The 23,168-nt window shown below is 67.6% G+C and carries 24 protein-coding genes; 13 read left to right on the forward strand and 11 right to left on the reverse strand.

All coding sequences use genetic code 11. The features are described 5' to 3' along the window. Window positions 1-79 precede the first annotated feature (79 nt). The 4 genes from ACJH6J_RS20880 (at window position 80) to ACJH6J_RS20895 (ending at window position 6,676) form a co-directional block, all read left to right on the forward strand. Window positions 80-1,093, forward strand: coding sequence for an AraC family transcriptional regulator ligand-binding domain-containing protein (locus ACJH6J_RS20880; RefSeq protein WP_406804485.1), 1,014 nt, complete (start codon window positions 80-82; stop codon window positions 1,091-1,093). A 151-nt stretch (window positions 1,094-1,244) separates the two neighbouring features. Next, a complete protein-coding gene (gene gabT / locus ACJH6J_RS20885) occupies window positions 1,245-2,585 on the forward strand; it encodes a 4-aminobutyrate--2-oxoglutarate transaminase (protein WP_293021223.1) in 1,341 nt (446 codons plus the stop codon). Next, complete coding sequence (locus tag ACJH6J_RS20890; RefSeq protein WP_135356640.1) at window positions 2,582-4,036, forward strand: NAD-dependent succinate-semialdehyde dehydrogenase; 1,455 nt, start codon at window positions 2,582-2,584, stop codon at window positions 4,034-4,036. Before gabT ends, ACJH6J_RS20890 begins: the two co-directional genes overlap by 4 nt. 72 nt (window positions 4,037-4,108) lie before the next feature. Next, entirely contained in the window at window positions 4,109-6,676 is a 2,568-nt protein-coding gene (locus ACJH6J_RS20895) for an NAD-glutamate dehydrogenase domain-containing protein (RefSeq protein WP_406804472.1), read from the forward strand. On the opposite strand, the gene ACJH6J_RS20900 is transcribed toward ACJH6J_RS20895, so the two are convergent. The 4 genes from ACJH6J_RS20900 to ACJH6J_RS20915 form a co-directional block, all read right to left on the reverse strand. Continuing rightward, a complete protein-coding gene (locus ACJH6J_RS20900) occupies window positions 6,663-7,100 on the reverse strand; it encodes a VOC family protein (RefSeq protein ID WP_020100695.1) in 438 nt (145 codons plus the stop codon). The genes ACJH6J_RS20895 and ACJH6J_RS20900 overlap by 14 nt on opposite strands. 65 nt (window positions 7,101-7,165) lie before the next feature. After that, the gene (locus ACJH6J_RS20905) at window positions 7,166-7,441 is read right to left on the reverse strand and encodes a DUF3303 domain-containing protein (protein ID WP_212811987.1); all 276 of its coding nucleotides are present in this window, start codon (window positions 7,439-7,441) and stop codon (window positions 7,166-7,168) included. A gap of 153 nt (window positions 7,442-7,594) precedes the next feature. After that, window positions 7,595-8,620: an agmatine/peptidylarginine deiminase gene (locus ACJH6J_RS20910; protein WP_212811988.1), complete on the reverse strand. Its 1,026-nt coding sequence runs from the start codon at window positions 8,618-8,620 to the stop codon at window positions 7,595-7,597. Then, on the reverse strand, window positions 8,617-9,600 hold the full coding sequence (locus tag ACJH6J_RS20915; protein WP_053853861.1) for a nitrilase-related carbon-nitrogen hydrolase: 984 nt from the start codon (window positions 9,598-9,600) through the stop codon (window positions 8,617-8,619). Before ACJH6J_RS20915 ends, ACJH6J_RS20910 begins: the two co-directional genes overlap by 4 nt. Window positions 9,601-9,683: 83 nt before the next feature. On the opposite strand from ACJH6J_RS20915, the gene ACJH6J_RS20920 reads away from it, so the two are divergent. Further along, a complete protein-coding gene (locus tag ACJH6J_RS20920; RefSeq protein ID WP_406804473.1) occupies window positions 9,684-10,298 on the forward strand; it encodes a TetR/AcrR family transcriptional regulator C-terminal domain-containing protein in 615 nt (204 codons plus the stop codon). On the opposite strand, the gene prcA is transcribed toward ACJH6J_RS20920, so the two are convergent. The 4 genes from prcA to dop all read right to left on the reverse strand — a co-directional run bounded on the left by prcA (window position 10,299) and on the right by dop (window position 13,679). After that, entirely contained in the window at window positions 10,299-11,063 is a 765-nt protein-coding gene (gene prcA, locus ACJH6J_RS20925; protein WP_406804474.1) for a proteasome subunit alpha, read from the reverse strand. Next, a complete protein-coding gene (prcB, locus tag ACJH6J_RS20930) occupies window positions 11,063-11,905 on the reverse strand; it encodes a proteasome subunit beta (RefSeq protein WP_237163029.1) in 843 nt (280 codons plus the stop codon). Before prcB ends, prcA begins: the two co-directional genes overlap by 1 nt. Next, window positions 11,902-12,096, reverse strand: coding sequence for a ubiquitin-like protein Pup (locus tag ACJH6J_RS20935; RefSeq protein WP_061001614.1), 195 nt, complete (start codon window positions 12,094-12,096; stop codon window positions 11,902-11,904). Before ACJH6J_RS20935 ends, prcB begins: the two co-directional genes overlap by 4 nt. Window positions 12,097-12,170: 74 nt before the next feature. Beyond that, a complete protein-coding gene (gene dop / locus ACJH6J_RS20940) occupies window positions 12,171-13,679 on the reverse strand; it encodes a depupylase/deamidase Dop (protein ID WP_061001615.1) in 1,509 nt (502 codons plus the stop codon). 43 nt (window positions 13,680-13,722) lie between these two features. Here dop and ACJH6J_RS20945 point away from each other — a divergent pair, with 43 nt between their 5' ends. Further along, window positions 13,723-14,877 (forward strand): hypothetical protein, encoded by a 1,155-nt coding sequence (locus tag ACJH6J_RS20945; protein WP_406775943.1) that lies wholly within the window; start codon window positions 13,723-13,725, stop codon window positions 14,875-14,877. A gap of 56 nt (window positions 14,878-14,933) precedes the next feature. Here the strand turns inward: ACJH6J_RS20945 and arc are convergent, their stop codons facing one another. Next, a complete protein-coding gene (gene arc, locus ACJH6J_RS20950) occupies window positions 14,934-16,772 on the reverse strand; it encodes a proteasome ATPase (RefSeq protein ID WP_374704280.1) in 1,839 nt (612 codons plus the stop codon). A 168-nt stretch (window positions 16,773-16,940) separates the two neighbouring features. Here arc and ACJH6J_RS20955 point away from each other — a divergent pair, with 168 nt between their 5' ends. The 3 genes from ACJH6J_RS20955 to ACJH6J_RS20965 are packed head-to-tail and all read left to right on the forward strand — an operon-like array spanning window position 16,941 to window position 18,303. Further along, the gene (locus ACJH6J_RS20955; protein WP_061001618.1) at window positions 16,941-17,447 is read left to right on the forward strand and encodes a hypothetical protein; all 507 of its coding nucleotides are present in this window, start codon (window positions 16,941-16,943) and stop codon (window positions 17,445-17,447) included. Between the two features lie 17 nt (window positions 17,448-17,464). Next, window positions 17,465-18,001: a hypothetical protein gene (locus tag ACJH6J_RS20960; RefSeq protein WP_406804475.1), complete on the forward strand. Its 537-nt coding sequence runs from the start codon at window positions 17,465-17,467 to the stop codon at window positions 17,999-18,001. An 8-nt stretch (window positions 18,002-18,009) separates the two neighbouring features. After that, window positions 18,010-18,303: a DUF503 domain-containing protein gene (locus ACJH6J_RS20965; RefSeq protein WP_406804476.1), complete on the forward strand. Its 294-nt coding sequence runs from the start codon at window positions 18,010-18,012 to the stop codon at window positions 18,301-18,303. On the opposite strand, the gene ACJH6J_RS20970 is transcribed toward ACJH6J_RS20965, so the two are convergent. Continuing rightward, window positions 18,300-19,127 carry a tRNA (adenine-N1)-methyltransferase gene (locus tag ACJH6J_RS20970; protein ID WP_053856389.1) on the reverse strand — a complete coding sequence of 276 codons (828 nt, stop codon included), beginning with the start codon at window positions 19,125-19,127 and terminating at the stop codon, window positions 18,300-18,302. The two genes, ACJH6J_RS20965 and ACJH6J_RS20970, sit on opposite strands and share 4 nt — an antisense overlap. Window positions 19,128-19,244: 117 nt before the next feature. On the opposite strand from ACJH6J_RS20970, the gene ACJH6J_RS20975 reads away from it, so the two are divergent. Both ACJH6J_RS20975 and ACJH6J_RS20980 read left to right on the forward strand, forming a co-directional pair. Continuing rightward, window positions 19,245-20,081 (forward strand): RecB family exonuclease, encoded by an 837-nt coding sequence (locus ACJH6J_RS20975; protein WP_135356648.1) that lies wholly within the window; start codon window positions 19,245-19,247, stop codon window positions 20,079-20,081. Then, window positions 20,078-20,869 carry a thioesterase family protein gene (locus ACJH6J_RS20980; protein ID WP_293021198.1) on the forward strand — a complete coding sequence of 264 codons (792 nt, stop codon included), beginning with the start codon at window positions 20,078-20,080 and terminating at the stop codon, window positions 20,867-20,869. The genes ACJH6J_RS20975 and ACJH6J_RS20980 overlap by 4 nt, the downstream gene beginning before the upstream one ends. 10 nt (window positions 20,870-20,879) lie before the next feature. Here the strand turns inward: ACJH6J_RS20980 and ACJH6J_RS20985 are convergent, their stop codons facing one another. Beyond that, a complete protein-coding gene (locus tag ACJH6J_RS20985; protein WP_406804477.1) occupies window positions 20,880-21,530 on the reverse strand; it encodes a winged helix-turn-helix transcriptional regulator in 651 nt (216 codons plus the stop codon). Between the two features lie 61 nt (window positions 21,531-21,591). Between ACJH6J_RS20985 and ACJH6J_RS20990 the strand changes: the two genes are divergently transcribed. Together ACJH6J_RS20990 and ACJH6J_RS20995 are read left to right on the forward strand one after the other, a co-directional pair. After that, complete coding sequence (locus tag ACJH6J_RS20990) at window positions 21,592-22,212, forward strand: MFS transporter (protein WP_406804478.1); 621 nt, start codon at window positions 21,592-21,594, stop codon at window positions 22,210-22,212. Further along, on the forward strand, window positions 22,185-23,162 hold the full coding sequence (locus ACJH6J_RS20995) for an MFS transporter (protein ID WP_406804479.1): 978 nt from the start codon (window positions 22,185-22,187) through the stop codon (window positions 23,160-23,162). The genes ACJH6J_RS20990 and ACJH6J_RS20995 overlap by 28 nt, the downstream gene beginning before the upstream one ends. Window positions 23,163-23,168 lie beyond the last annotated feature (6 nt).

Consider the following 23,168-nt stretch of genomic DNA (forward strand, 5'->3'; position numbering starts at 1 on the left):
GCCGAAAAACGCTACGGACGGGGCCGACGCGACTGAATGTTCCAACGGGACGTTGATTTGGTATTTTCGGACAGTGGGAATGGCCCCGGTCTGGGCGGTGCCGCGGGGCACCGAAGGCGTCCGCATCATGGTGCAGGGCGCCATCGCGCATGGGATGACAGCCGCCGAATGTCTGGCAGGTAGCGGACTGACCGAAGCCGACCTGGACGACGAGAACGCCGAAATCTGGGCGCATCAGGAATTCGACGTCATCCGCAATCTCATTGCGGGACTTGGCGACAGACCGGGTGTCGGCATCGAGGTGGGAGTGCACTCCACCCTGGGACGGGCCGGCTTGCTCGGGTTCCTGATCCTGGCCAGCCCCAATCTCCGACAGGGGGTCGAACTGATCCTGCCTTATCTCGCGCTGTCCCCCACGCACCTGCGGTTCTCGGTGGAGACCGACGACCAGTACGGATACCTCGTCGCCGACGACAGCGAATTACCCACGGATGTCAGGGCGTTCATCGTCGAGCGGGACCTCGCCGGATTCGTCGCCGCGACACAGGGCGCCAACCTGGCGCTGACACCGGCGTGGGCGGACACGACACTCGATGCCGCTCGCGCCGAGAAGCTCGCCGAACTGTGGGGGCTTCCGGTATCCGCTGTACGTTCCGGCCAGTGCACCAACCGAATCGCCGCCACCCACGAAGTATTGGAGATGCCGTCGCCGCTCGCCGACGCCAATACGGCGCGCAAGATCGAGCAGCAATGCCGGGACCTGCTCGAGCGCAGGCTCTCTCGCGTCGGCGTGGCGGGCCAGGTTCGGAGCCGGCTGCTGCACAACCCCGGCGAACTGCCGTCGATGCCGACCATCGCCGACGAATTGCACATCGACCAGCGCACGCTGCGCCGTCGGCTCGCTGCCGAGGGCACCTCCTACCGCGCGTTGCTCGACGAGGTCCGCCGCCAGCTGGCCCTCGAGCTGCTCCAACAGGACGTTTCGGTCGAGGAGATCTCCCGGCACCTGGGGTACGCCGAAACGGCCAATTTCACCCACGCTTTCAAGCGCTGGGAAGGCACGGCACCGAGCTACTTCCGCAGGCCGCGTTAGCCCCGCTCTGGTCGGCTTCCGCAAGCGCTCGTACCCCACGACAAAATGGTGTGCTTGATGCGCTCGAAATCGACAAAGTGGACATAGTTATCCGCGCCACAACCGCAGAGAATCAGCAGTACACAAGCCGTTCGATCACCAGGAGCAACCGATGACCGACATCACCTATCGACTGGCGCAGAAGCGCAACATCGTCACCGCGCTGCCCGGTCCGCGATCGGCCGAGATGTCGGCGCGCCGCCAGGCCGCGGTGGCGGGTGGCGTCAGCTCGTCGGCACCGGTCTACGCCGCGGACGCCGACGGCGGCGTCATCGTCGACATCGACGGCAATTCGCTGATCGACCTGGGTTCGGGCATCGCCGTCACCAGCGTCGGCGCATCGCACCCGGGTGTCGCCGCGGCAGTGGCCCAGCAGGCCGCCCGCTTCACGCACACCTGTTTCATGATCACCCCGTACGAGGGCTACGTGGAGCTCGCCGAGCGGCTCAACGCCATGACCCCCGGCGATCACGAGAAGCGCACCGCATTCTTCAACTCGGGCTCCGAAGCCGTCGAGAACGCGGTCAAGGTCGCGCGGCTGGCCACCGGCCGGCAGGCCGTCGTCGCCTTCGACCACGCCTACCACGGCCGCACCAACATGACCATGGCCCTGACCGCCAAGGCCATGCCCTACAAGACGCAGTTCGGTCCGTTCGCGCCCGAGATCTACCGCATGCCCGCGTCGTACCCGTACCGCGATGGCCTGACCGGCGAGGCCGCCGCCAAGGCCGCCATCAGCCGCATCGAGACCCAGATCGGCGCCGCGTCGCTCGCCGCGGTCATCATCGAGCCCATCCAGGGTGAGGGCGGCTTCATCGTGCCCGCGCCGGGATTCCTTGCCACCATTGTCGATTGGTGCAAGGCCAACGGCGTCGTGTTCATCGCCGACGAGGTGCAGACGGGCTTCGCCCGCACCGGATCCTGGTTCGCCTCCGACCACGAGGGCATCGTCCCCGACATCATCACCATGGCCAAGGGCATCGCCGGCGGCATGCCGCTGGCCGCCATCACCGGCCGCGCCGACCTGCTGGACGCCGTGCACCCCGGTGGCCTGGGTGGCACGTACGGCGGTAACCCTGTCGCCTGTGCCGCGGCGCTCGCCACGCTCGACGCCATGGCCGAGATGGACCTGCCTGCCCGCGCCCGCGCCATCGAAACCGCGGTCGTGCCCAAGCTGCAGGCCCTGACCGACACCGGAGTGATCGGTGACGTCCGTGGCCGCGGCGCCATGCTGGCCATCGAGATCGTCAAACCGGGTACCAATGAGCCGGATCCGGTTCTCACGAAAGCCATTGCGGCAGAGGCCTTCAAGCGCGGCGTCATCCTTCTGACCTGCGGCTCGTACGGAAACATCATCCGCCTGCTCCCGCCGCTGGTCATCAGCGACGAGCTGCTCGACGAGGGCATCGCCGTCCTGGTAGACATCGTGCGCGAAATGGCGGCAGCCCGATGATCGACCGCACCACGCTGCTGGAGTCCATGCCCACCGAGCTGTGGCTCGGCGGCCTGCAGGTACCGGCGTCCACCGGAGCTCGCTTCGCCGTGCACGACCCGGCTACGGACGCCGTGCTCATCGAGGTCGCCGACGCCTCGCCCGCCGACGGTGCCCGCGCCCTCGACGACGCGGTCGCCGCGCAGGCATCGTGGGCCGCCACCCCGGCCCGGGAACGCGCCGAAATCCTGCGCCGCGCTTGGGAACTGGTCATGGAGCGTCGCGACGACTTCGCCCTGACCATGACCCTCGAGATGGGCAAGCCCCTGGCCGAGAGCCAGGGTGAGGTCAACTACGGCTGCGAGTTCCTGCGCTGGTTCGCCGAAGAAGCGGTGCGGATCAACGGCCGCTACACGCAGTCGCCCACCGGCACCGGCCGCATCCTGGTCACCAAGCAGCCCGTCGGCCCGACCCTCGCCATCACACCGTGGAACTTCCCGCTGGCCATGGGTACCCGCAAGATCGGCCCGGCGCTGGCTGCCGGTTGCACCATGATCGTCAAGCCCGCGGCCGAGACCCCGCTGACCATGCTGCTGCTGGGCCAGGTGTTCGCCGACGCCGGCCTGCCCGCCGGCGTGCTGTCGATCCTGCCGACCACCGATGCCGCCGGTCTGACCGGCCCGCTGCTGACGGACCCGCGGCTGCGCAAGCTGACGTTCACCGGCTCGACCGGTGTCGGACGAAAGCTGTTGGCACAGTCCGCAGACCGGGTGCTGCGCACCTCGATGGAACTCGGCGGCAACGCCCCGTTCGTGGTGTTCGACGACGCCGACCTGGACGCCGCGGTCGACGGTGCCATGGCCGCCAAGATGCGCAACATGGGTGAGGCATGTACCGCCGCCAACCGCATCCACGTCGACAACGCGGTCCGTGCCGAGTTCACCGAGAAGCTCGCCGCCCGCATGGCGGCACTGGCCACCGGCCCGGGCGACCAGGCCGGCAGCCAGGTCGGTCCGCTGATCACCGCCAAGCAGCGGGCGACCGTCGACGAACTGGTGCAGGACGCCGTCAACAAGGGCGCGACGGTGGCGACCGGCGGCAAACCCGTTGAAGGCGAAGGCTTCTTCTACCCGCCGACCGTGCTCGCCGACGTGTCAACCGATGCCCGCCTCCTGCGCGAGGAGATTTTCGGACCGGTCGCCGCGATCATCGGATTCGACGGCGAACAGGCCGGCATCGATGCCGCCAACGACACCGAATACGGCCTGGCCGCGTACGTCTACACGCAGGGCCTGGACCGTGCACTGCGGGTCGCCGAGGCAGTCGAGGCCGGCATGGTGGGCGTCAACCGCGGCGTCATCTCCGACGTGGCCGCGCCGTTCGGCGGTATCAAGGAATCCGGCATCGGCCGTGAAGCCGGCAGCGAGGGCATCGAGGAGTACCTCGAGACCAAGTACATCGCCCTTCAGTAGGTGCGCCGCAACAACTTTCCCCTCTCCCTCCACACACAGACATCCAAGTAAATAGACCGGAGTAGTCCTCCCATGCAGAATTCCGCTGCCCGGGTGTCTTTCGACGCCGACGGGCTGAACAACCACGCCCAAATCCAGTGGCCCGGGCATCCGCCGTTCCTGGCCGACGTCTGCGCGATGTTCGAGTCGTTCGGCCTGCGCGTCGCCTCGTACCACCACTCCGACGATGCCGGGCACTGCTACGAGTTCGGCGATCTCTCGCTGTCCGAGGCGACACGTGACCTGGTCGCGCAGGCCTGTGAGGCCGCCATCGCGGGGCGCTGGAGCGTCGACCGGTACGCGATGCTCATCGTCGCGGCCGGCATCGACTGGCGCCGCGCGGTGCTGATCCGCGCGGCGTGCCGGTTCCTCCGGCAGACGGGCCTGGGATTCTCCGAGGACTACATCATCGAATCCCTGTTCGCCGCACCCGGTTTCGTGAACGCATTGCTGGCGCTGTTCGACGCCCGGTTCAACCCGGACGCCACCGCTGACGTCGAGCAGCCGGATCGAGAGGTCGCCGGTCTCGTGGATGCCGCCACCTCGCTGGACGACGACCGGATCCGGCGGGCACTGCACGCCTTCGTGGCGGCGACACTGCGCACCAACTGGTTCCAGGTCGGCGTCGACGGCCTACCCAAGGACTACGTGTCGTTCAAGATCGACTCGGCGCGCCTGTCGATCACCGGACCTGTTGTGCCCTACCGCGAAATCTTCGTGCACTCCGACACCGTCGAGGGTGTGCATCTGCGCAGCGGCGCGATCGCCCGCGGCGGCCTGCGCTGGTCCAACCGGGCCGAGGACTTCCGTACCGAGGTCATGGGCCTGATGAAGACGCAGGCCGTGAAGAACGCCCCGATCGTGCCGACCGGCGCCAAGGGCGCCTTCGTCTTGCGTTCTGCCACTGTCGATCCCGCGGACGGCTACCGCACCTTCATCCGCGGCCTGCTCGACGTCACCGACAACATCGTCGACGGCACCATCCGCCATCCCGACCGCACCGTGTGCCCCGACGGCGACGACGCCTATCTCGTCGTGGCCGCCGACAAGGGCACCGCCACGTTCTCGGACCTGGCCAATTCCATTGCCGCCGAATACGACTTCTGGCTGGGCGACGCCTTTGCCTCGGGCGGGTCGGCCGGGTACGACCACAAGGCCATGGGCATCACCGCCCGCGGCGCGTGGCTGTCGGTGCGGCGGCACTTCGCCGAAGCCGGCCATGACATCGATGTCGAACCGTTCACGGTCGCCGGCATCGGCGACATGTCGGGCGACGTATTCGGCAACGGAATGCTGTTGTCCCGCAACATCAAACTGGTCGCGGCATTCGACCACCGGCACATCTTCCTCGACCCGAATCCGGACCCCGAGACCTCGTACGTCGAGCGCGAGTGTCTCTTCCGGCTCCCCCGGTCCAGCTGGCAGGACTACGACCCGGCACTGATCTCCGCCGGCGGTGGCGTGTGGCCGCGCACCGCAAAGTCGATACGGCTGTCGGAGCAGGCCAGGACAAGCCTCGGCTTCCACGCCTCCGAATGCACCCCCGACGAGCTGATCAGCGCGGTGCTGCGGGCACCGGTCGATCTGCTGTGGAACGGCGGCGTCGGCACCTACGTCCGCGCCGACGACGAGACCGATGCCGACGCCCAGGACAAGGCGAACGACCGGGTCCGCGTCACCGCATCGCAGTTGCGCTGCAAGGTGATCGGCGAGGGCGGCAACCTCGGCCTGACGCAGCAGGCCCGCATCGCGTTCGCGCTGAAGGGCGGCCGAGTCAACGCCGACTTCATCGACAACGCCGCCGGGGTCGCCACCTCCGACCTCGAGGTCAACCTCAAGATCGCGCTGGACTCCGGCAATATGGCCACCGCACAACGCAATACACTGCTCGCCGACGCCACCGACGACGTCGCCGCGCGGGTGCTGGCCGACAACGCCGACCAGATTCTCGCAATCAGCATGGCGGCCGCGGAGGCCGGCACGCTGTTGGAGCGGCACGTCCGGCTGATCGGCAACCTGCAGGACGTGGCCGGTGTCGACCCCGATGTCGAAGGACTGCCGTCGAAGCAGGAACTGGACCGCCGCCGTCTCGTCGGACTCGGGCTCACCCGTCCCGAAATCGCCGTGCTGCTGGCACAATCCAAGAATCTGGTGTCGCAGGAGCTGTTGGCCTCCGACGTGCCGGATCACGAGATGTTCGTCGACCGCCTGACGCAGTACTTCCCGGCCGGCATCGCCGAGCACGCCCGGGCCGAGATCGCGAAGCACCCGCTGCGCCGCGAGATCATCGCCACGTCGGTCGCCGGCGAGCTGATCAACCGGGTCGGTCCCGGCACCATCTACCGCATGCAGGAACGGCTGTCGGTGAGTACGGCCGATGTCGCGATGGCGTATGCGACGGTGCGCGACATCCTCGATCTCGACACCCTGTGGTCCGAGGTGCTGACCGGTAAGACCGATGAGAGCGGGCGCATTCAGGAGCTGCTGGAGATCCGGGAGCTGCTCGAACACCTGACGTCGTGGGTGGTGCGCAACGGCGCGGGCAACCGCGACCGGGTGAGCGCGGCGGTCAGCCGATTGATGGCCGTCAGCTCTTCTTGAGCTCTTCGGCGAACATCACGATGATGCCGCTGGGGCCACGAACGTACGTCAGCTTGTAGATGTCCTCGTAGGTCGCCACGCCACGGAGTGGATGACACCCGTGGCGGGCGGCGATCTCGAGGGCCGCGTCGATGTCGTCTACCGAGAATGCGACGCGGTGCATCCCAATGTCGTTGGGGCGGGTGGGTTCCGACTCGTTCGCCTCGGGATGGATGTACTCGAACAGCTCGATGCGGCCGTGACCGTCGGGCGTCTCGAGCATCGCGATATTGGCGTGGTTGCCGTCGAGACCCACGGCGGTCTCGGTCCATTCGCCGCTGACCGTGGCACGGCCCACCACCGTGAGCCCGAGGTCGGTGAAGAACGCGATGGTCGCGTCGAGATCGCGCACGGCGATGCCGACGTTCTCGAGTTTGATGGCCATATCCCGGATGCTACCCAGCAGGGCACTGACCAAACCCGGGACCGTCGGTCGCCGTGACACCGCCGCTAGCTGTACAGCTTGGCGACGATCGCGCCGAACTCGTCGTCTTCGAGTACCGGGGTGGCTTCGATCTGGAGATACTCCTGCCATTCGGAGATGAGCTCGAACACCGGCTTGGCGTCAGCAGCCTCGATCACCGAGCAGCCGCTGCCGTTGAGGCCGAACCACCTGCCGAGTTGGGTCGCTCCGTCGGGCGGTTTCGCACCCGTCTGCAGGAAGTGTTCGGCCGTCGCCCGCATCCGAGCCGGATCGATGGCATGCCATTGCACCAGATATTTCATGAGAAGCCGCCTTTGAAGTCAGTTGTCGGGCACTGCGGGTCGCGGCCGAGGAGCCGTCGCGACCTCCCGAACATCAGCGGCGTCCATGGGGCGATGACTTCAATAAAGCACCACCCGGGCAGCTGGGGCATCAGCCAAATGGCTGAGATCAGATCACTGCGCCGACGGCTGGTGCTGCGTGATGCAGTGGATGCCACCGCCGCGCTCGAACAGCGGCCGGGCGTCGACGCTGACCACGCGCCGGCCGGGGTACTGCTCGGCCAGGATCGCGGCCGCGTCGGCGTCGCGCGGATCACCGAACGCACATGCGATGACGCCGCAGTTGACCACCAGGTGGTTGATGTAGCTGTAGTCGACGTAGCCCTCGGCGTCGGTCAGCAGATCCGGCGCCGGGAGTTCGACGATGTCCCACGGCCGGCCCGCGGCGTCGCAGGTGTCGGCGAGCGCTTCGCGAATCTCCTTGCACACCAGGTGGTCCGGATGTGCATCGGAGCGCTGCGCGTGCAGCAACAGGCGCCCCGGCGACGTGATGGCCGCGACGATGTCGACGTGTCCACGGGTGCCGAAGCGCTCCGAGTCGCGGGTCAGGCCCCGCGGCAACCAGACGGCATGGGTGGCGCCGATGGTGCGGGCCAGTTCGGCCTCGATGTCGGCCTTGGTGGCGCCGGGATTGCGGCCGGGGTCGAGTTGGACGGTCTCGGTGACCAGCACCGTGCCCTGCCCGTCGACCTGGATGCCGCCGCCTTCATTGACCAGGTTCGAGCTGACCACCGGAACGCCGGCCCAACCGGCCACGGCGGCACCGATTTTCGCGTCATGATCCCAGCGCGCCCAGTCCTGGCCACCCCAGCCGTTGAACACCCAGTCCACCGCGGCCACCGAACCGTCGCCGGCATGCACGAAGGTGGGTCCGATATCGCGCATCCAGGCGTCGTTCAGCGGTGCCTCGACGATGTCGACGTCGGCCGACAGATACCGCCGCGCGGCGGCCATCTCTGCCGGGTCCACCACGACGGTCACCGGCTCGAATTCCAGTACCGCATGGGCGACGGCGGCCCACGTCGAGCGGGCCTCGTGGTGCTCGGTCTCGTCGTCCCCCAACGAATAACCGGCCGAGGGGAACGCCATCCACACCCGGTCCTGCGGCGCGCTCTCCGCAGGCATCACATAGTCGGTCATTTCACCACCGCGGTGGCTTCGTGGCCGGCGCCGTACGGGCGCTGGGCGTCGACGGGTGCGGTCAGCGCACCGTAGCTCTCCGGACGCCGGGTCAGCAGGAACGGGAACAGCTCGAGCCAGTCGCGGCGCTGGTCGAGGTCCAGGTCGGCAACCAACACCGCCTCTTCGTCGCGCGGGGCCTGCACCAGCACCCGGCCGTACGGGTCGGAGATGAACGACGAGCCGTAGAAGGTCACGGTGCCCTCGTCGCCAATCCGGTTGGGTACCACCATGAACAGGCCACTGTTGATGCCGTTGGCGACGATGACCTGCTGCCACAGCGGCTGGGTGTCGAAGGCGGGAAAGACCGGCTCGGAGCCGATGGCCGTCGGGTAGACGACGATCTCGGCACCGCCGAGCGAGTAGTTGCGGGCCACCTCGGGGAACCATTCGTCCCAGCACGTCGGCATGCCCAGCTTGGCGCCGAGCCCCTCCGGCTCGTAGACCGGGTACGGGTTGCCCTCGGCAGGGCCCGCCCGGAAATAGGTGTCCTCGTAGTAGCCCGCCGAGATGGGGATGTGCATCTTGCGGGTGCGGCCGGCCAGCTCGCCCGACGGGGACACCAGGATCGCCGTGTTGAAGCCCAAACCGTCTGCCGCCGGCGACTTTTCGTAGAGCGACGCGTGCACGAAGATCCCGTTGGCACGGGCGGCCTCGGCGGCGAGTGCGAACGTCGGGCCGTCGAGCAGGTCTTCTGCGGTGTCACCCGGGTTCGGACCGGCCGGGGTGTCGGCGGGGTACCGCAGCAGGGTGATCTCCGGCAGACACACCAGCGCGGCACCCTCTCCCGCGGCGCGGTCGATGCCGTCGCGCAGCACCTTGGCGAGTTCGTCGGCGTCGGGACGCCAGCGGTGCTGCACCAGACCGACCCGCACCGGCGGGCGCGTCGACTCGGTGCTGCGGGACAGCGACTCGGGTGCGGTGGCGGTCAGGGTGATCATCAGCTCGACTCCTAAAACGAATTAGATTCGTTTTATTCTGGCCCCACTTACCCCCGCTTGTAAAGAGGTAGTAGACATATGCCATGGGCCGCCCCTCCAAACCGCTGCTTTCCACGGATCGCATCGCCGGCGCAGCAATGGATTTGGTCAACAAGACCGGCGGCTTCACCGTGCCGGAACTGGCCCGGGCCCTCAAGGTCAGCCCGTCATCGCTGTACAACCACGTCGCAGGACGTGAACAGATCGTCGAGCTGCTGCGTGAACGGGCGATGTCCGGGGTCGCACTGCCCGCCGACGACCCGCAGCGCCCGTGGACCGACGTCGTCGCCGACATCATGCGGTCCTACCGCCAGAGCTACGCCCGCTACCCGCGGCTCATCCCCCTGCTGACGTCGCACGCGGTGAACAGCGACCACGCCCTCACCATGTACAACGTGCTGGCTGTGGCGTTCGACCGGGCCGGGTTCGATCCCGCGGACACGTTGCGGGCCATCACCCTGATCGACTCGTTCGTGCTGGGCTCGGCGCTCGATGTCGCCGCGCCCGACGAACCGTGGCAGGCGGGCGCCGATGTCGCACCGGAATTCGCGGCCGCACTGGCCACCGGCACCACCAAACCCGAACGCGCCGATGACGCCTTCGAATTCGGCGTCAGAGTGCTACTCCGCGGACTGGCGGCGGTCCCGTCGGCCGAGTGATTACTCGGCCGCGTCGCCCTCGGGCTTGCTCTCGCCGTCGGTGGCCTTGTCCCCGTCCTCAGCTTCCGCCTCGGTCTTCGGCAGAACCGCATCCAGCGCCGCACCGGTGATCCGGCGGAACGCGCGGCGCGGCTTCTTGGCGTCGAGGATCGCGACCTCGAGCGTCGCTGCCCCCAGCACGCGATCGCCGGCCCCGGCGTGCAGCGCGTCGACGGCGATCTTCACCGCGTCGGCCAGGCTCGCGTTCTCCTGGTAGGAGTCGCCCAGCGCAGCGATGATCGGCTCGGTCGTACCACCCATGACGACGAAATGCGGCTCGTCGGCGATCGACCCGTCGTAGGTGATCCGGTACAGCTCAGGAGCTTTCGTCTCGCCGTGATGCGCGACCTCGGCGACACACAGCTCGACCTCGTAGGGCTTGGCCTGCTCGGTGAAGATGGTGCCGAGGGTCTGGGCGTAGACGTTGGCCAACTGGCGGCCGGTGACGTCGCGCCGGTCGTAGGCGTAGCCACGGGTGTCGGCGAACTGGATGCCGCCGCGACGCAGGTTGTCGAACTCGTTGAACCGGCCGACCGCCGCGAAACCGACGCGGTCATACAGCTCGCTGACCTTCTGGAGCGAGCGCGACGGGTTCTCCGCCACGAACAGCACGCCCCCGTCGTAAGCCAGGACAACCACGCTGCGACCCCGCGAAATGCCTTTGCGCGCAAGCTCGGAACGTTCCCGCATCGCCTGTTCGGGCGAGATGAAATACGGAAAGCTCATCAGGCATTACCTCTCGCGCGGGTCCGGTTGGCGATGACTTCCCGGGCCAGCGCGGCGATACGCTCCTCGGTGACCTCTTCGGCGCCCTCGGCACCGATCAGTACCGCGGTCGGATAGATGCCACGTGTCAGATCCGGTCCGCCGGTGGCCGAATCGTCGTCGGCAGCGTCGTACAGCGACTCGATGGCGACCTTGAGCGCCGAATCGGCGTCGGTCACATGCGAATACAGCTTCTTGATCGACGACTTGGCGAACAGCGAGCCCGAGCCCACCGACTGGTAGCCCTCTTCCTCGATGTTCCAGCCGCCGGCGGCGTCGAACGAGACGATGCGGCCCGCATTGCCCGGGTCGGAGTCGTCGAGGTCGTAACCCACCAGCAGCGGCAGCGCCACGAAGCCCTGCAGGGCCGCGCCGAGATTGCCGCGGACCATGATGGCCAGCCGGTTGACCTTGCCACGGAACGTCAGCGGCACGCCTTCGAGCTTCTCGTAATGCTCGAGTTCGACGGCGTACAGCCGCGCGAACTCCACCGCGATGGCCGCGGTGCCGGCGATACCGGTCGCGGTGTAGTCGTCGGCGATGTGCACCTTCTGCACGTCACGGCTGGCGATCATGTTGCCCTGCGTGGCGCGCCGGTCGCCCGCGATCAGCACACCACCGGGGTACTTGATCGCGACGATCGTCGTGCCGTGGGGCAGGTCCGCACCAGAGGCCACAGCATCCCCCACCACCGGCAGCAGGTGAGGTGCCTGCCGGCTCAGAAAGTCCGAAAACGAGGACAAGTTCAGGTGGGGTGAGGTGACATCCAGTCGATCAGAGAAGGGCCCGAACGCTGGCGTCACTGGCCGCCCTTTTGGACGTACGCGCGCACGAAGTCCTCAGCGTTCTCTTCCAGCACGTCATCGATCTCATCGAGCAGATCGTCAGTGTCCTCGGCGAGCTTCTCGCGACGTTCCTGACCTGCGGCAGACGGGCCGGAGACGTCGTCGTCCTCGCCGCCGCCGCCACCGCGCTTGGTCTGTTCCTGAGCCATCGCCGCCTCCTGATTGCTCGATATCTAACTTCACACTACCGGTCCGGGCCCGGGTTCCCCGGGAACACAAGCGTTTACGTGGTGAGCTGTTCCACCAACTCGACCGCGCTGTCCACCGAATCGAGCAACGCACCGACATGGGCCTTGCTTCCACGCAGCGGTTCCAGCGTCGGAATCCGCACCAGCGACTCGCCGCCGAGGTCGAAGATCACCGAGTCCCAGCTGGCCGCCGCGATGTCCGCACCGAACCGGCGCAGGCACTCGCCACGGAAATAGGCGCGGGTGTCGGTGGGCGGGTTCTCGACCGCGTCGAGCACCTGCTGCTCGGTGACCAGCCGCTTCATCGAGCCACGCGCCACCAGGCGGTTGTACAGGCCCTTGTCCAGCCGGACATCGGAGTACTGCAGGTCGACCAGGTGCAGGCGCGGTGCGTTCCAGCTCAGGTTCTCCCGCTGCCGGAAGCCCTCCAGCAGGCGCAGCTTGGCCGGCCAGTCCAGGAGGTCGGCGCATTCCATCGGATCGCGTTCCAGCAGGTCCAGGACGTGGGCCCAGGTCTCCAGGACGTGGTCCGCGCGCGGGTCCGGATCGCGGCGTTCCTGCAGCTTGGCCACCCGGTCCAGGTAGATGCGTTGCAGCGCAAGGCCGGTCAGCTCGCGGCCGTCGGCCAGGGCCACGGTCGCGCGCAGCGACGGGTCCCGGCTGATGACGTGCACCGCGTGCACCGGGCGCGCCAGCGCCAGGTCGGACAGCTCGATGCCCTCGGCCGGCCCGAACTCGATCAGATCGAGCACCAGCGACGTGGTGCCCACCTTGAGGTACGTCGACGTCTCGGCCAGGTTGGCGTCACCGATGATGACGTGCAGCCGGCGGTACTTGTCGGCGTCGGCGTGTGGCTCGTCGCGGGTGTTGATGATGCCGCGCTTGAGCGTCGTCTCGAGCCCGACCTCGACCTCGATGTAGTCGGCGCGCTGCGTCAGCTGGAACCCCGGCTCGTCCCCCGACTGCCCGATGCCGACCCGGCCGGAACCCGTCACGACCTGGCGGGACACGAAGAATGGCGTCAGGCCGGCGATCACCGAGTTGAACGGCGTCTGCCGGCTCATCAGATAGTTCTCGTGCGTGCCGTACGACGCGCCCTTGCCGTCGACGTTGTTCTTGTACAGCTGCAGCCTGGCCGCGCCCGGGACGCTGGCGACATAGCGGGCCGCGGCCTCCATGACGCGTTCGCCGGCCTTGTCCCAGATGACCGCGTCCATCGGGTCGGTGACCTCGGGAGCGGAGTACTCCGGGTGGGCGTGGTCGACGTACAGGCGGGCGCCGTTGGTGAGGATCATGTTGGCCGCGCCGATCTCGTCGGCGTCGACGATCGGGGCCGGGCCCGTGGAGCGGCTCAGGTCGAAGCCACGCGCGTCGCGCAGCGGGGACTCGACCTCGTAGTCCCACCGCGTGCGCTTGGCCCGCTGGATGCCGCTCGCGGCCGCGTACGCCAGCACCGCCTGGGTGGACGTGAGGATCGGGTTCGCGGTCGGATCAGACGGCGACGAAATGCCGTATTCGACCTCAGTTCCGATGATCCGTTGCATGCCGCCAAGACTAGACGGCTGTCGATACGCGACGATTAGCCGCATGACCACATCACCGGCAGACCGGGTCGCCGCCGAGACCTGGTTTCTGCGGCGCGGGCTGCCCGCGGTGCTGCGTCCAGGGGCGCTGGTGCGACGGCTGTGGCAACGCTCGGCCCCGGCGCTGGCCGCGTTCGCGGTGTTCATGGCCAACTCGATCCTCGTCACCGCCGTCACCGGCAAACACACCATCAACATCGAGGCGCAGCCCACCCGGACCGAGTGGTTCGTCCTGGCGTTACTCCTGCTGGTGGCGCCGGTGGCCGCATTGGCGGGCTGGCTGGTGTCGCGCATCGCGTCGTGGCGCAATCGTGCCGGCGTGGCCGCGGTATCGGTGGCCGTGTGTGCCGTCGGCACGGTGCTCGGCGGTCCCGGTCCGAAAGTCGGCGGCAACCTGATCTACGTCGGCGTGATCGTCGCCGTCATCCTGGTCTGTACCGCGACCGGAATCGGCTCGATCCTCGGCTGGGCCCTGGACACCACGGCGCACAACCTGACGCTCGTGGGCAGCCTCTTCGTGCGGGCCCTGCCGATCATGCTGCTGACGGTGCTGGTGTTCTTCAACACCTACGTCTGGCTGATGGCGGCCATCGTCAGCCGGGCCCGGCTGTGGTCCGCGCTGGGCTTCCTGGCGCTGATCGCCGTGGCGTTCGTCATCGCGACCACCATCGACCGGGTCCGGCCGATCCTGACGGCGGCGGCGCCCGACGCGCCCGAGACCCAGAACGCGGTACTGGCCGACACGCCGTTCGTTCACCTACCCGCGCCCGAGCACCGAATCCCGTTGTCGCGCATCGAACGTGTCAACGTGGTGTTCGTCCTGGCCATGTCGCAGGTGCTGCAGCTGCTGATCGTCGCGCTGGTGACGGCCTTCATCTTCCTGGTGCTCGGCCTGATCCTGATCAGCCCGAAGCTGCTGGCGGAATGGACGCGGGGCAACGGCTCGCCCGACGGCACCATCTTCGGCATGACGCTGCCCATTCCGGAGTCGCTGATCCAGACGACGCTCTTCCTGGGCGCCCTGACCTTCATGTACATCACCGCGCGCACCACGACCGATGCCGAGTACCGCGCGGAGTTCGTCGACCCACAGGTCGACAGCCTGCGCCGCCGGCTCGACGCACGGGACCGCTACCTCGCCGACCTCAGACATGCGTGAGGCCGTGTGCGCAATTCCGGAGTATTGCGCGCACGGCCCCCACACCTGCTGTCCTGTTACAGGTACTGCCCCAGGTTGCTCTCGGTATCGATGGCCCGGCTGGCCGACGAACTCTTGCCGGTGACCAGCGTGCGGATGTAGACGATCCGCTCGCCCTTCTTGCCCGAAATCCGTGCCCAGTCATCGGGATTGGTGGTGTTGGGCAGGTCCTCGTTCTCGGCGAACTCGTCGACGATGGAGTCCAGCAGATGCTGCACCCGCAGACCGCGCTGCCCGGTTTCCAGCACCGACTTGATGGCGTACTTCTTGGCCCGGTCCACGACGTTCTGGATCATGGCACCGGAGTTGAAGTCCTTGAAGTACATGACCTCCTTGTCGCCGTTGGCGTAGGTGACCTCGAGGAAGCGGTTGTCGTCGATCTCGGCGTACATCCGGTCCACGATCTTCTCGATCATGGCCTTGATGGTCAGCGCGCGATCGCCGTTGAACTCGGCGAGGTCGTCGGCGTGCACCGGCAGTTCCTCGGTGAGGTACTTCGAGAAGATGTCCTGCGCCGCTTCGGCGTCCGGCCGCTCGATCTTGATCTTCACGTCCAGGCGGCCGGGCCGCAGGATGGCCGGGTCGATCATGTCCTCGCGGTTGGAGGCGCCGATGACGATGACGTTCTCCAGGCCTTCGACACCGTCGATCTCACTGAGAAGCTGTGGCACCACGGTGGTTTCGACGTCGGAGCTGACGCCGGTGCCACGGGTACGGAAGATCGAGTCCATCTCGTCGAAGAACACGATCACCGGGGTGCCCTCGGAGGCCTTCTCGCGAGCCCGCTGGAAGATCAGGCGGATGTGCCGCTCGGTCTCGCCGACGAACTTGTTGAGCAGCTCGGGACCCTTGATGTTCAGGAAGTAACTCTTCGCTTCCCGGGCGTCGTCGCCGCGCAGCTCGGCCATCTTCTTCGCCAGCGAGTTGGCGACGGCCTTCGCGATGAGCGTCTTGCCGCAACCAGGAGGGCCGTACAGCAGCACGCCCTTCGGCGGCCGCAGCGCGTACTCCCGGTACAGGTCCTTGTGCAGGAACGGCAGCTCGACGGCGTCGCGGATCAACTCGATCTGCCGCGTCAGGCCACCGATGTCGCTGTAGGCGACGTCGGGCACCTCTTCGAGGACCAGGTCCTCGACCTCGGCCTTGGGGATGCGCTCGAAGGCGTACCCGGCCTTGCTGTCGACCAGCAGCGAGTCGCCCGGGCGGAGCTTGCGCGCCCGCTCGTCGGCCAGGTCGTCGACGCCCTCGAGCACCTCGGCGACCTCGGGGTCGAGGAATTCGAGCGCGATCAGCGGCTCGGCGAGCCAGACGATGCGCTCCTCGTCGGCATGGCCGACGACGAGGGCACGCTTCCCGTCGTTCAGGATTTCGCGCAGGGTGCTGATCTCGCCGACCGACTCGAACGAGCCGGCCTCGACCACTGTCAGCGCCTCGTTGAGGCGGACGGTCTGGCCCTGCTTGAGTTCGGACACCTCGATGTTCGGCGACACCGACAGCCGCATCTTGCGGCCGGAGGTGAAGACGTCGACGGTGTCGTCGTCGTGGGTGAGCAGCAGGACGCCGTACCCGCTGGGCGGCTGCCCCAGCCGATCGACTTCCTCACGGAGCGCCAGCAACTGCTGCCGCGCCTCTTTGAGCGTGTCCATCAACTTGCCGTTGCGGGTCGTCAGCGAATCGATGCGGGCTTCGAGTTGCTGCACGTCACGCGGTCCGCGATGCGTCGCGGCCGCGTTCGTGAGCTGCTCTCGCAGCGCCGCCGTCTCGCTGCGAAGCCGCGCCAACTCGGCGGCATCGGTGCTGGACATGGGGTTCTGACGAGATGTGCCCGGGCTGCCGAAGGCGTCCGGGCGATCCATTTCAGACATCTTGCTGCTCCTTTCCCACACCGGAAGTTGGTGCGGCGGATACCTCAACGCTACCGGCGATCTGCCGATCGTGGGCGTCGAAGGAATTGCGACACACGGGTGTCCCTCTGACCGCGCTGTTAATCTCATACCCGAGTCGGGCTCATCGAAAGGACCGCAGTGATCGTCAAATCCCTCGTCACCGGCATCGCAGCCACCGCCCTCGTCGGCGCCGCAGCAGTCGGGACGACCGTGGCTTCGCAGACGGCCATCCCGACCACCGGCACGTCGACCGCGGTCGCGCCGGTCGTCCGCCAGGTGCCGCTGCCGCAGGCGCCCGCGCCGGGCCTGCAGTCGTCGCTGGTCTCGACACTCAACGGGCTGACGGCCGCCGGAAGCTTCGCCGGGTCCAAGGGCAGCTACATCCAGGGCGGCGTGGGGCGGCTCGAGGCCATCACCGCCGACCGGGCCTACAGCAACGCGGTCAAGCAGGGCGTGTTCCCCATGAGCTTCGCCGTTGCCGACATCGATGACCTCGGAGACGGCACCGCGACGGCCAACGTCACCGCCACCGCTGCCACCGGTGCCACCGCGGCCCAGCCGCTGACCTTCGTGGCCGGCCCCAGCCCCACCGGCTGGCAACTGTCCAAGGGCTCGGCCATGGCCCTGCTGTCGTCGGTGAAGTAGGCGCCAGGACCAGCCCGGTGAATACGACCCGAGGGACCTTGATCGCCGTCGTCGCGGCGGCGATCGGGTTGGCCGGGTGCAGTGAACACGTCGAGCCGCCGGCCGACCCGATGCCCCGTTCACTGCTGACGACCGACGCCAAGGCGCCCGAGGCGGCGCCGCTGCCATCGCCCGATGCGATCACCGCGGTGCTGTACAGGATCGCGGACCCTGCGGTGCCGTCGGCACAAAAGATCGGGCTGATCCAATACGGCACCGCCGAGGATCAGGCCGGGCTGGACAACTTCACCAGGGCACTGCGCGACAACGGCTTCAATCCGATGAACGTGACGGCGACCGACCTGCTGTGGTCGGCCGGGCAGCCGGGCGACATCATCGCCACGATCACCATCAGTTCGGTCGCAGCGCCGGACAACAAGTTCACGTTCCCCATGGAATTCAGCCCCATCCGGGACGCCTGGCAGCTGAACCGGCAAACCGCCAACCTGCTGCTCAAGCTGGGTCAACCCGGCGGGCCGGGCGCGTCGGGCGCGGAGCCGACGCCTGGTCGCTGAGCTGTCGAATGTGGGTCGGGTGGCTGGAATTCGACCTGTTGCTGGGCGATGTGCACTCGCTGAAAGAGAAGCGCTCGGTGATCCGGCCGATCATCGCCGAACGGCAGCGCAAGTTCTACGTGTCCGCAGCCGAGAGCGGAAATCAGGATCTGCACCGCCGGGCGGCCATCGGGGTGTCGGTCGTGGCGGCTGACCGCCATCACGTCGTCGAGGTGCTCGATGCCGCCGAACGTCAGGTCGCGGGCCGCCCGGAAATCGAACTGCTGTCCGTGCGGCGCGGCCTCGTCAGCAGCGACGACTAGATGTTGCGCTTGCGCCGCAGCGGCTGCGGCGTCACCGCCCCCGGCGCGAGGCGGCGCGCGCTGATCAGGAACGCGGTGTGGCCCCGCATCGAATGCTGCGGGCGCACCGCGAGTCCGACGACGTCCCAGCCGCGCTGCAGTGATTCCCACGACCGCGGTTCGGTCCAGCACTGCTGCTCGCGCAGCGCCTCGACCGTCTTCGACAGCTGCGTGACGGTCGCGACGTAGACGATCAGGACGCCGCCCGGGACGAGCGCCTTCGACACCGTCTCCAGCACGTCCCACGGCGCGAGCATGTCGAGCACCACCCGATCGACCTCGCCGCCGTCGTAGTCGTTCAGATCGGCGATCACCAGGTTCCAGTTCTCCGGCCGCTCACCGAAGAAGGTCTCGACGTTGCGCACCGCGTGCACCGCATGGTCGTCGCGAACTTCGTAAGACGTCACAGAACCGCCCGGGCCGACGGCCCGTAGCAGCGAACACGTCAGCGCACCCGAGCCGGCGCCGGCCTCCAAAACCCTTGCGCCCGGGAAGATGTCGCCCTCGTGCACGATCTGCGCGGCGTCCTTGGGGTAGATCACCTGCGCACCGCGCGGCATCGAGAGGACGTAGTCGATCAGCAGCGGACGCAGCACCAGGAACGGGTCGCCGTTGGTGGATTTCACGACGCTGCCCTCGGGCTGGTCGATCACCGAATCGTGGGCGATGATGCCGCGATGGGTGTGGAATTCTCCGCCCGTCGCCAGCACCATCGTGTAGTGCCGGCCTTTGGCGTCGGTCAGTTGGACGCGGTCGCCGACGGTGAAGGGTCCGGTGATTCTCACAGGGCCAGCCTGCCAGCCGACCCACCCGGGCAGACGGCCGGGGCTCGTCAACTTTGTCGTGGCCCCCACTTAAGCTGCTGGCATGACCAACAGCGAGAAGCCGAAGGCGGATCGCGCGTGACTTCGCCCACCGCCCCTGTCCGACGGCCGGCGCTGTCGCCGTCGCGGGCCGGTGACTTCAAACAGTGCCCGCTGCTGTACCGGTTCCGGGCCATCGACCGGCTGCCGGAGCCGCCGTCGACCGCGCAGTTGCGCGGCTCGGTGGTGCACGCCGCGTTGGAGCAGCTGTACGCGCTGCCTGCCACCGACCGCGTGCCGGAGACCGCGTTGTCCCTGGTGACACCGGCGTGGGACGCCGTGGTGGCAGAGAAGCCCGAGTTGGCCGAGGAGATCGCGCCCGAGCTGCGGGAGACGCTGCTGAAGGAAGCGCGGGCCCTGCTGTCGGGTTACTACCGGCTCGAGGATCCGACGCGCTTCGACCCGCAGAGCTGCGAACAACGCGTCGAGGTCGAGTTGTCCGACGGCACCCTGCTGCGCGGTTTCGTCGACCGGATCGACGTCGCGCCGACCGGCGAGCTCCGCGTGGTCGACTACAAGACCGGGAAGGCCCCTCCGGAAGCGCGGGCACTGGCCGAGTTCAAGGCCATGTTCCAGATGAAGTTCTACGCGGTGGCGCTGCTCCGGCTGCGGGGCGTGGTGCCGGCGCGGCTGCGGCTGCTGTACCTCGCCGACAGTCAGGTGCTGGACTACAGCCCTGATCTGGCCGAGTTGGAAAGGTTCGAGAAGACCCTGATGGCCATCTGGCACGCCATCCAGAAGTCGGGCGAGACCGGTGATTTCCGGCCCAACCCGTCCAAGCTGTGTTCGTGGTGCACGCACCAGGATCTGTGCCCCGCCTTCGGCGGCACTCCCCCGCCGTACCCCGGCTGGCCCGAGAACTTCGGGGCCGCATGATCGACTGTTACTACCGTCGGCTGGACGCCGACGGCGATCTGCAGCGCTTCGAATCGACCGAAGGCACCGGCAGCAACTGGGACGAGAGCATCCAGCACGGGTCACCGCCGCTGGCACTGCTGACCAAGTCCATCGAAGAACTGGCTGCCGGCAGCGGCATGCAGGTGGGCCGGCTGACCCTCGACATCCTCGGCGCCATTCCCGTTGCGCCCGTTGCGGTTCGGGCCTGGGTGTCGCGGCCGGGCTCGCGCATCTGCATGATGACCGCGGAGATGACGGCCGCGCAGCGTGACGGCTCCGAACGCGCGGTGGCCCGGATGTCGGCGTGGCTTCTTGCGGTGACCGACACGCGCGACGCGGTCCTCGATCGGTACCCGCCGATGCCCCGGGTGCCCGACACCGGTTTCCGGCATCACTGGCAGGGCCGGCCCGGCTATCTGGAGACCGTCACCTGGGTGCCGCAGCCCGACGACGCCAACGCGTCGGTGGTGTGGATGCGGCCGCTGATCTCGCTGGTCGATGACGAGAAGACGACTGACCTGCAGCAGCTGGCGATGGTCGTCGATTCCGCGAATGGCGTTGGCGCGGCGCTGGATCCGAACGAGTTTATGTTCATGAACACCGACACCACGGTGCACCTGCACCGCGCCCCTGTCGGCCCGGAGTTCTGTCTGCGGGCCCGCGGCTCGATCGGCCCCGACGGCCTCGGCTCGACGACGGCCGAGCTGTTCGACGAACAGGGCTTCTTCGGGACGTCAGCGCAGACGCTGTTGGTCCAGCGGCGCTGACGTCCCGCGATCACTTCGCGACGTCGACAGCAGACGTGGGCGCGTCGAAGAAGACGCGCAACGCCGCGAGGTCGCCAGTGATGTCGACGAGAGGGGCGACGTCGTCGAGGGCGAGCAGGCCCGCCGCGAGCCCGAGAACGATCTGCGCCTCGGCCGTCAGCACGGCGTCGAGCTTGCGACCGTCGGGCCAGCCCACGTCGATGCCGGCCTCGGTCGCGCTCAGTTGGACGGTCACACCGTCCACGACGATTCCCACCGTGGTCGGCCGATCACCGGGCACACGCGCGGACAACAAGGCCGGCAGCGCCAGCAGCAGCCCGTCGGCGCGGAAGGAATCGCCCTCCGGACCGCGGATCATCAACGGCGTCGACCAGCGGATCATGGCGTAGATCGGCTCCCGTAATTGGGCGCCCCAGTCAGTGAGGGCGTACGTGATCGCGTTGGCCTCATCGGACAGGCGCCGTGCCACCACACCAGCGGATTCGAGATCGCGGAGCCGGTCGGTCAGCAGGTTCGTCGCGATCCCCGGCAGCCCCTCACGTAGCTCACCGAAGCGCGCCGGCCCGATCAGGAGCTGACGGACGATCAGCAGGTTCCACCTGTCACCCACCACGTCCAATGCCCTGGCGAGTCCGCAGTACTGGCCGTAATCTTTACTCATCATCACTCACTTGATTTTTTAAAGTACACCTGATTATATCAACTACCGAGCGGAGGTTGCCATGACAATCCCAGACCGACAAAACGACCCGCGCCGCAAGACGGGCATTCTGACTGCCGTCTACGTAGCAGTCCTGGCCATCAATCTCGATGTGACGATCGTCAACGTCGCCTTGCCCAGCATCGCGACCCAACTGCACGCCGATACCCGCGGCCTGCAATGGGTCGTCGACGGCTACACCCTGACCTTCGCGGCCCTCGTCTTGGCAGCAGGCAGCTTGTCGGACCGCTACGGTCGCCGGCCGGCGCTGCTGATCGGCCTTCTCGGATTCGCTGTCACCAGTGGGATGGGCGCACTGGCCACCAGCACCGGGTCCCTCGTCGCGGCGCGGTTCGGCATGGGAGTTTTCGCCGCGCTGATCTTCCCCACCACCCTGTCGATCATCACCAACACCTTCTCTGACCGACGCCAACGCGCCGCGGCACTGGGCGGCTGGGGCGCGGTGGTCGGCGTCGGTGTCGCCGCCGGCCCGGTCACGGGAGGCCTTCTGCTCGAACACTTCTCGTGGAGCAGCGTGTTCTGGGCACTCATCCCGTTGGCCCTGCTGGCAGTCGTTCTCGGGTTTTCCTCGTCCCGGAATCACGCGACCCGGGCGTGCCACCGCTCGACATCCGGGGCTTGATCACCTCGACCGCATTGCTCGGAGTGCTCGTCTACACCATCATCGAAGCCCCTGCCCGAGGCTGGCACAGCCCCGCGACACTGTTCGGCTTTGTCGCCGCGGCAGCGCTGACGCTGGCGTTCGTGACGATCGAGCAGTCAGCAGAGCACCCCATGCTCGATGTCCGGTTGTTCGCCGACCGCAGATTCAGCGCCGCCAGCGCGTCGGTGGCCGTCACCTTCTTCGCGTTGTCCGGCTTCATCTTTCTGATCACGCAGTACTTTCAGGTGCTGCGCGGGTTCAGCCCCTTCTCGACCGGCGCCCGCATCCTGCCCGTCGCCGGCTCCATCGCGATCGGTTCCATCGCCGGCGGCTTGCTCGCCCCACGCATCGGCACCCGCGCCGTGGTGGTCAGCGGACTGGCGTCCTTCGGCACTGCGATGGCCTGGATTGCCGGGAGCATCGACACCGATACCCCCTACTGGGCCACCATCGTTGCGCAGATGGTTCTCATGGGCCTGGGCATCGGCCTGGTCTCCACTCCCGCAACAGAATCCATCATGCTCGTGCTGCCGCCGGCCCGGGCCGGTATCGGTTCGGCGGTCAACGACGCCACGCGCGAGCTGGGTGCCACACTCGGCGTGGCCATCGTCGGCTCACTCTTTTCCTCGATCTTCAGTGCCCGCCTCGCCGACAGCGCGTTCGCCGCAACCGGAAAGGCCAGCGAGGCCGGCAACTCCGTACCGACCGCGTTCGGCATTGCCACTGCGCACCCCGAACTGCTTGTTGCCGTGCAACATTCGTTCCTCAGCGGCATCACCACGGCGTGCACGGTCGTCGCGGCACTGTGCTACGCGGCGGCTGCCGCCGGTGTCATTGCGCTACCCGGCCAACGGTTTCAGCCGCCGGCCGTCGCGACGGGCACCGCACACGAGCCGGATTCACGCGCTCCGGTGGCACAGCAGGCATAGGTTGCC

Source organism: Mycobacterium sp. SMC-18, from assembly GCF_045310895.1.
Classification (GTDB): Bacteria; Actinomycetota; Actinomycetes; order Mycobacteriales; family Mycobacteriaceae; genus Mycobacterium.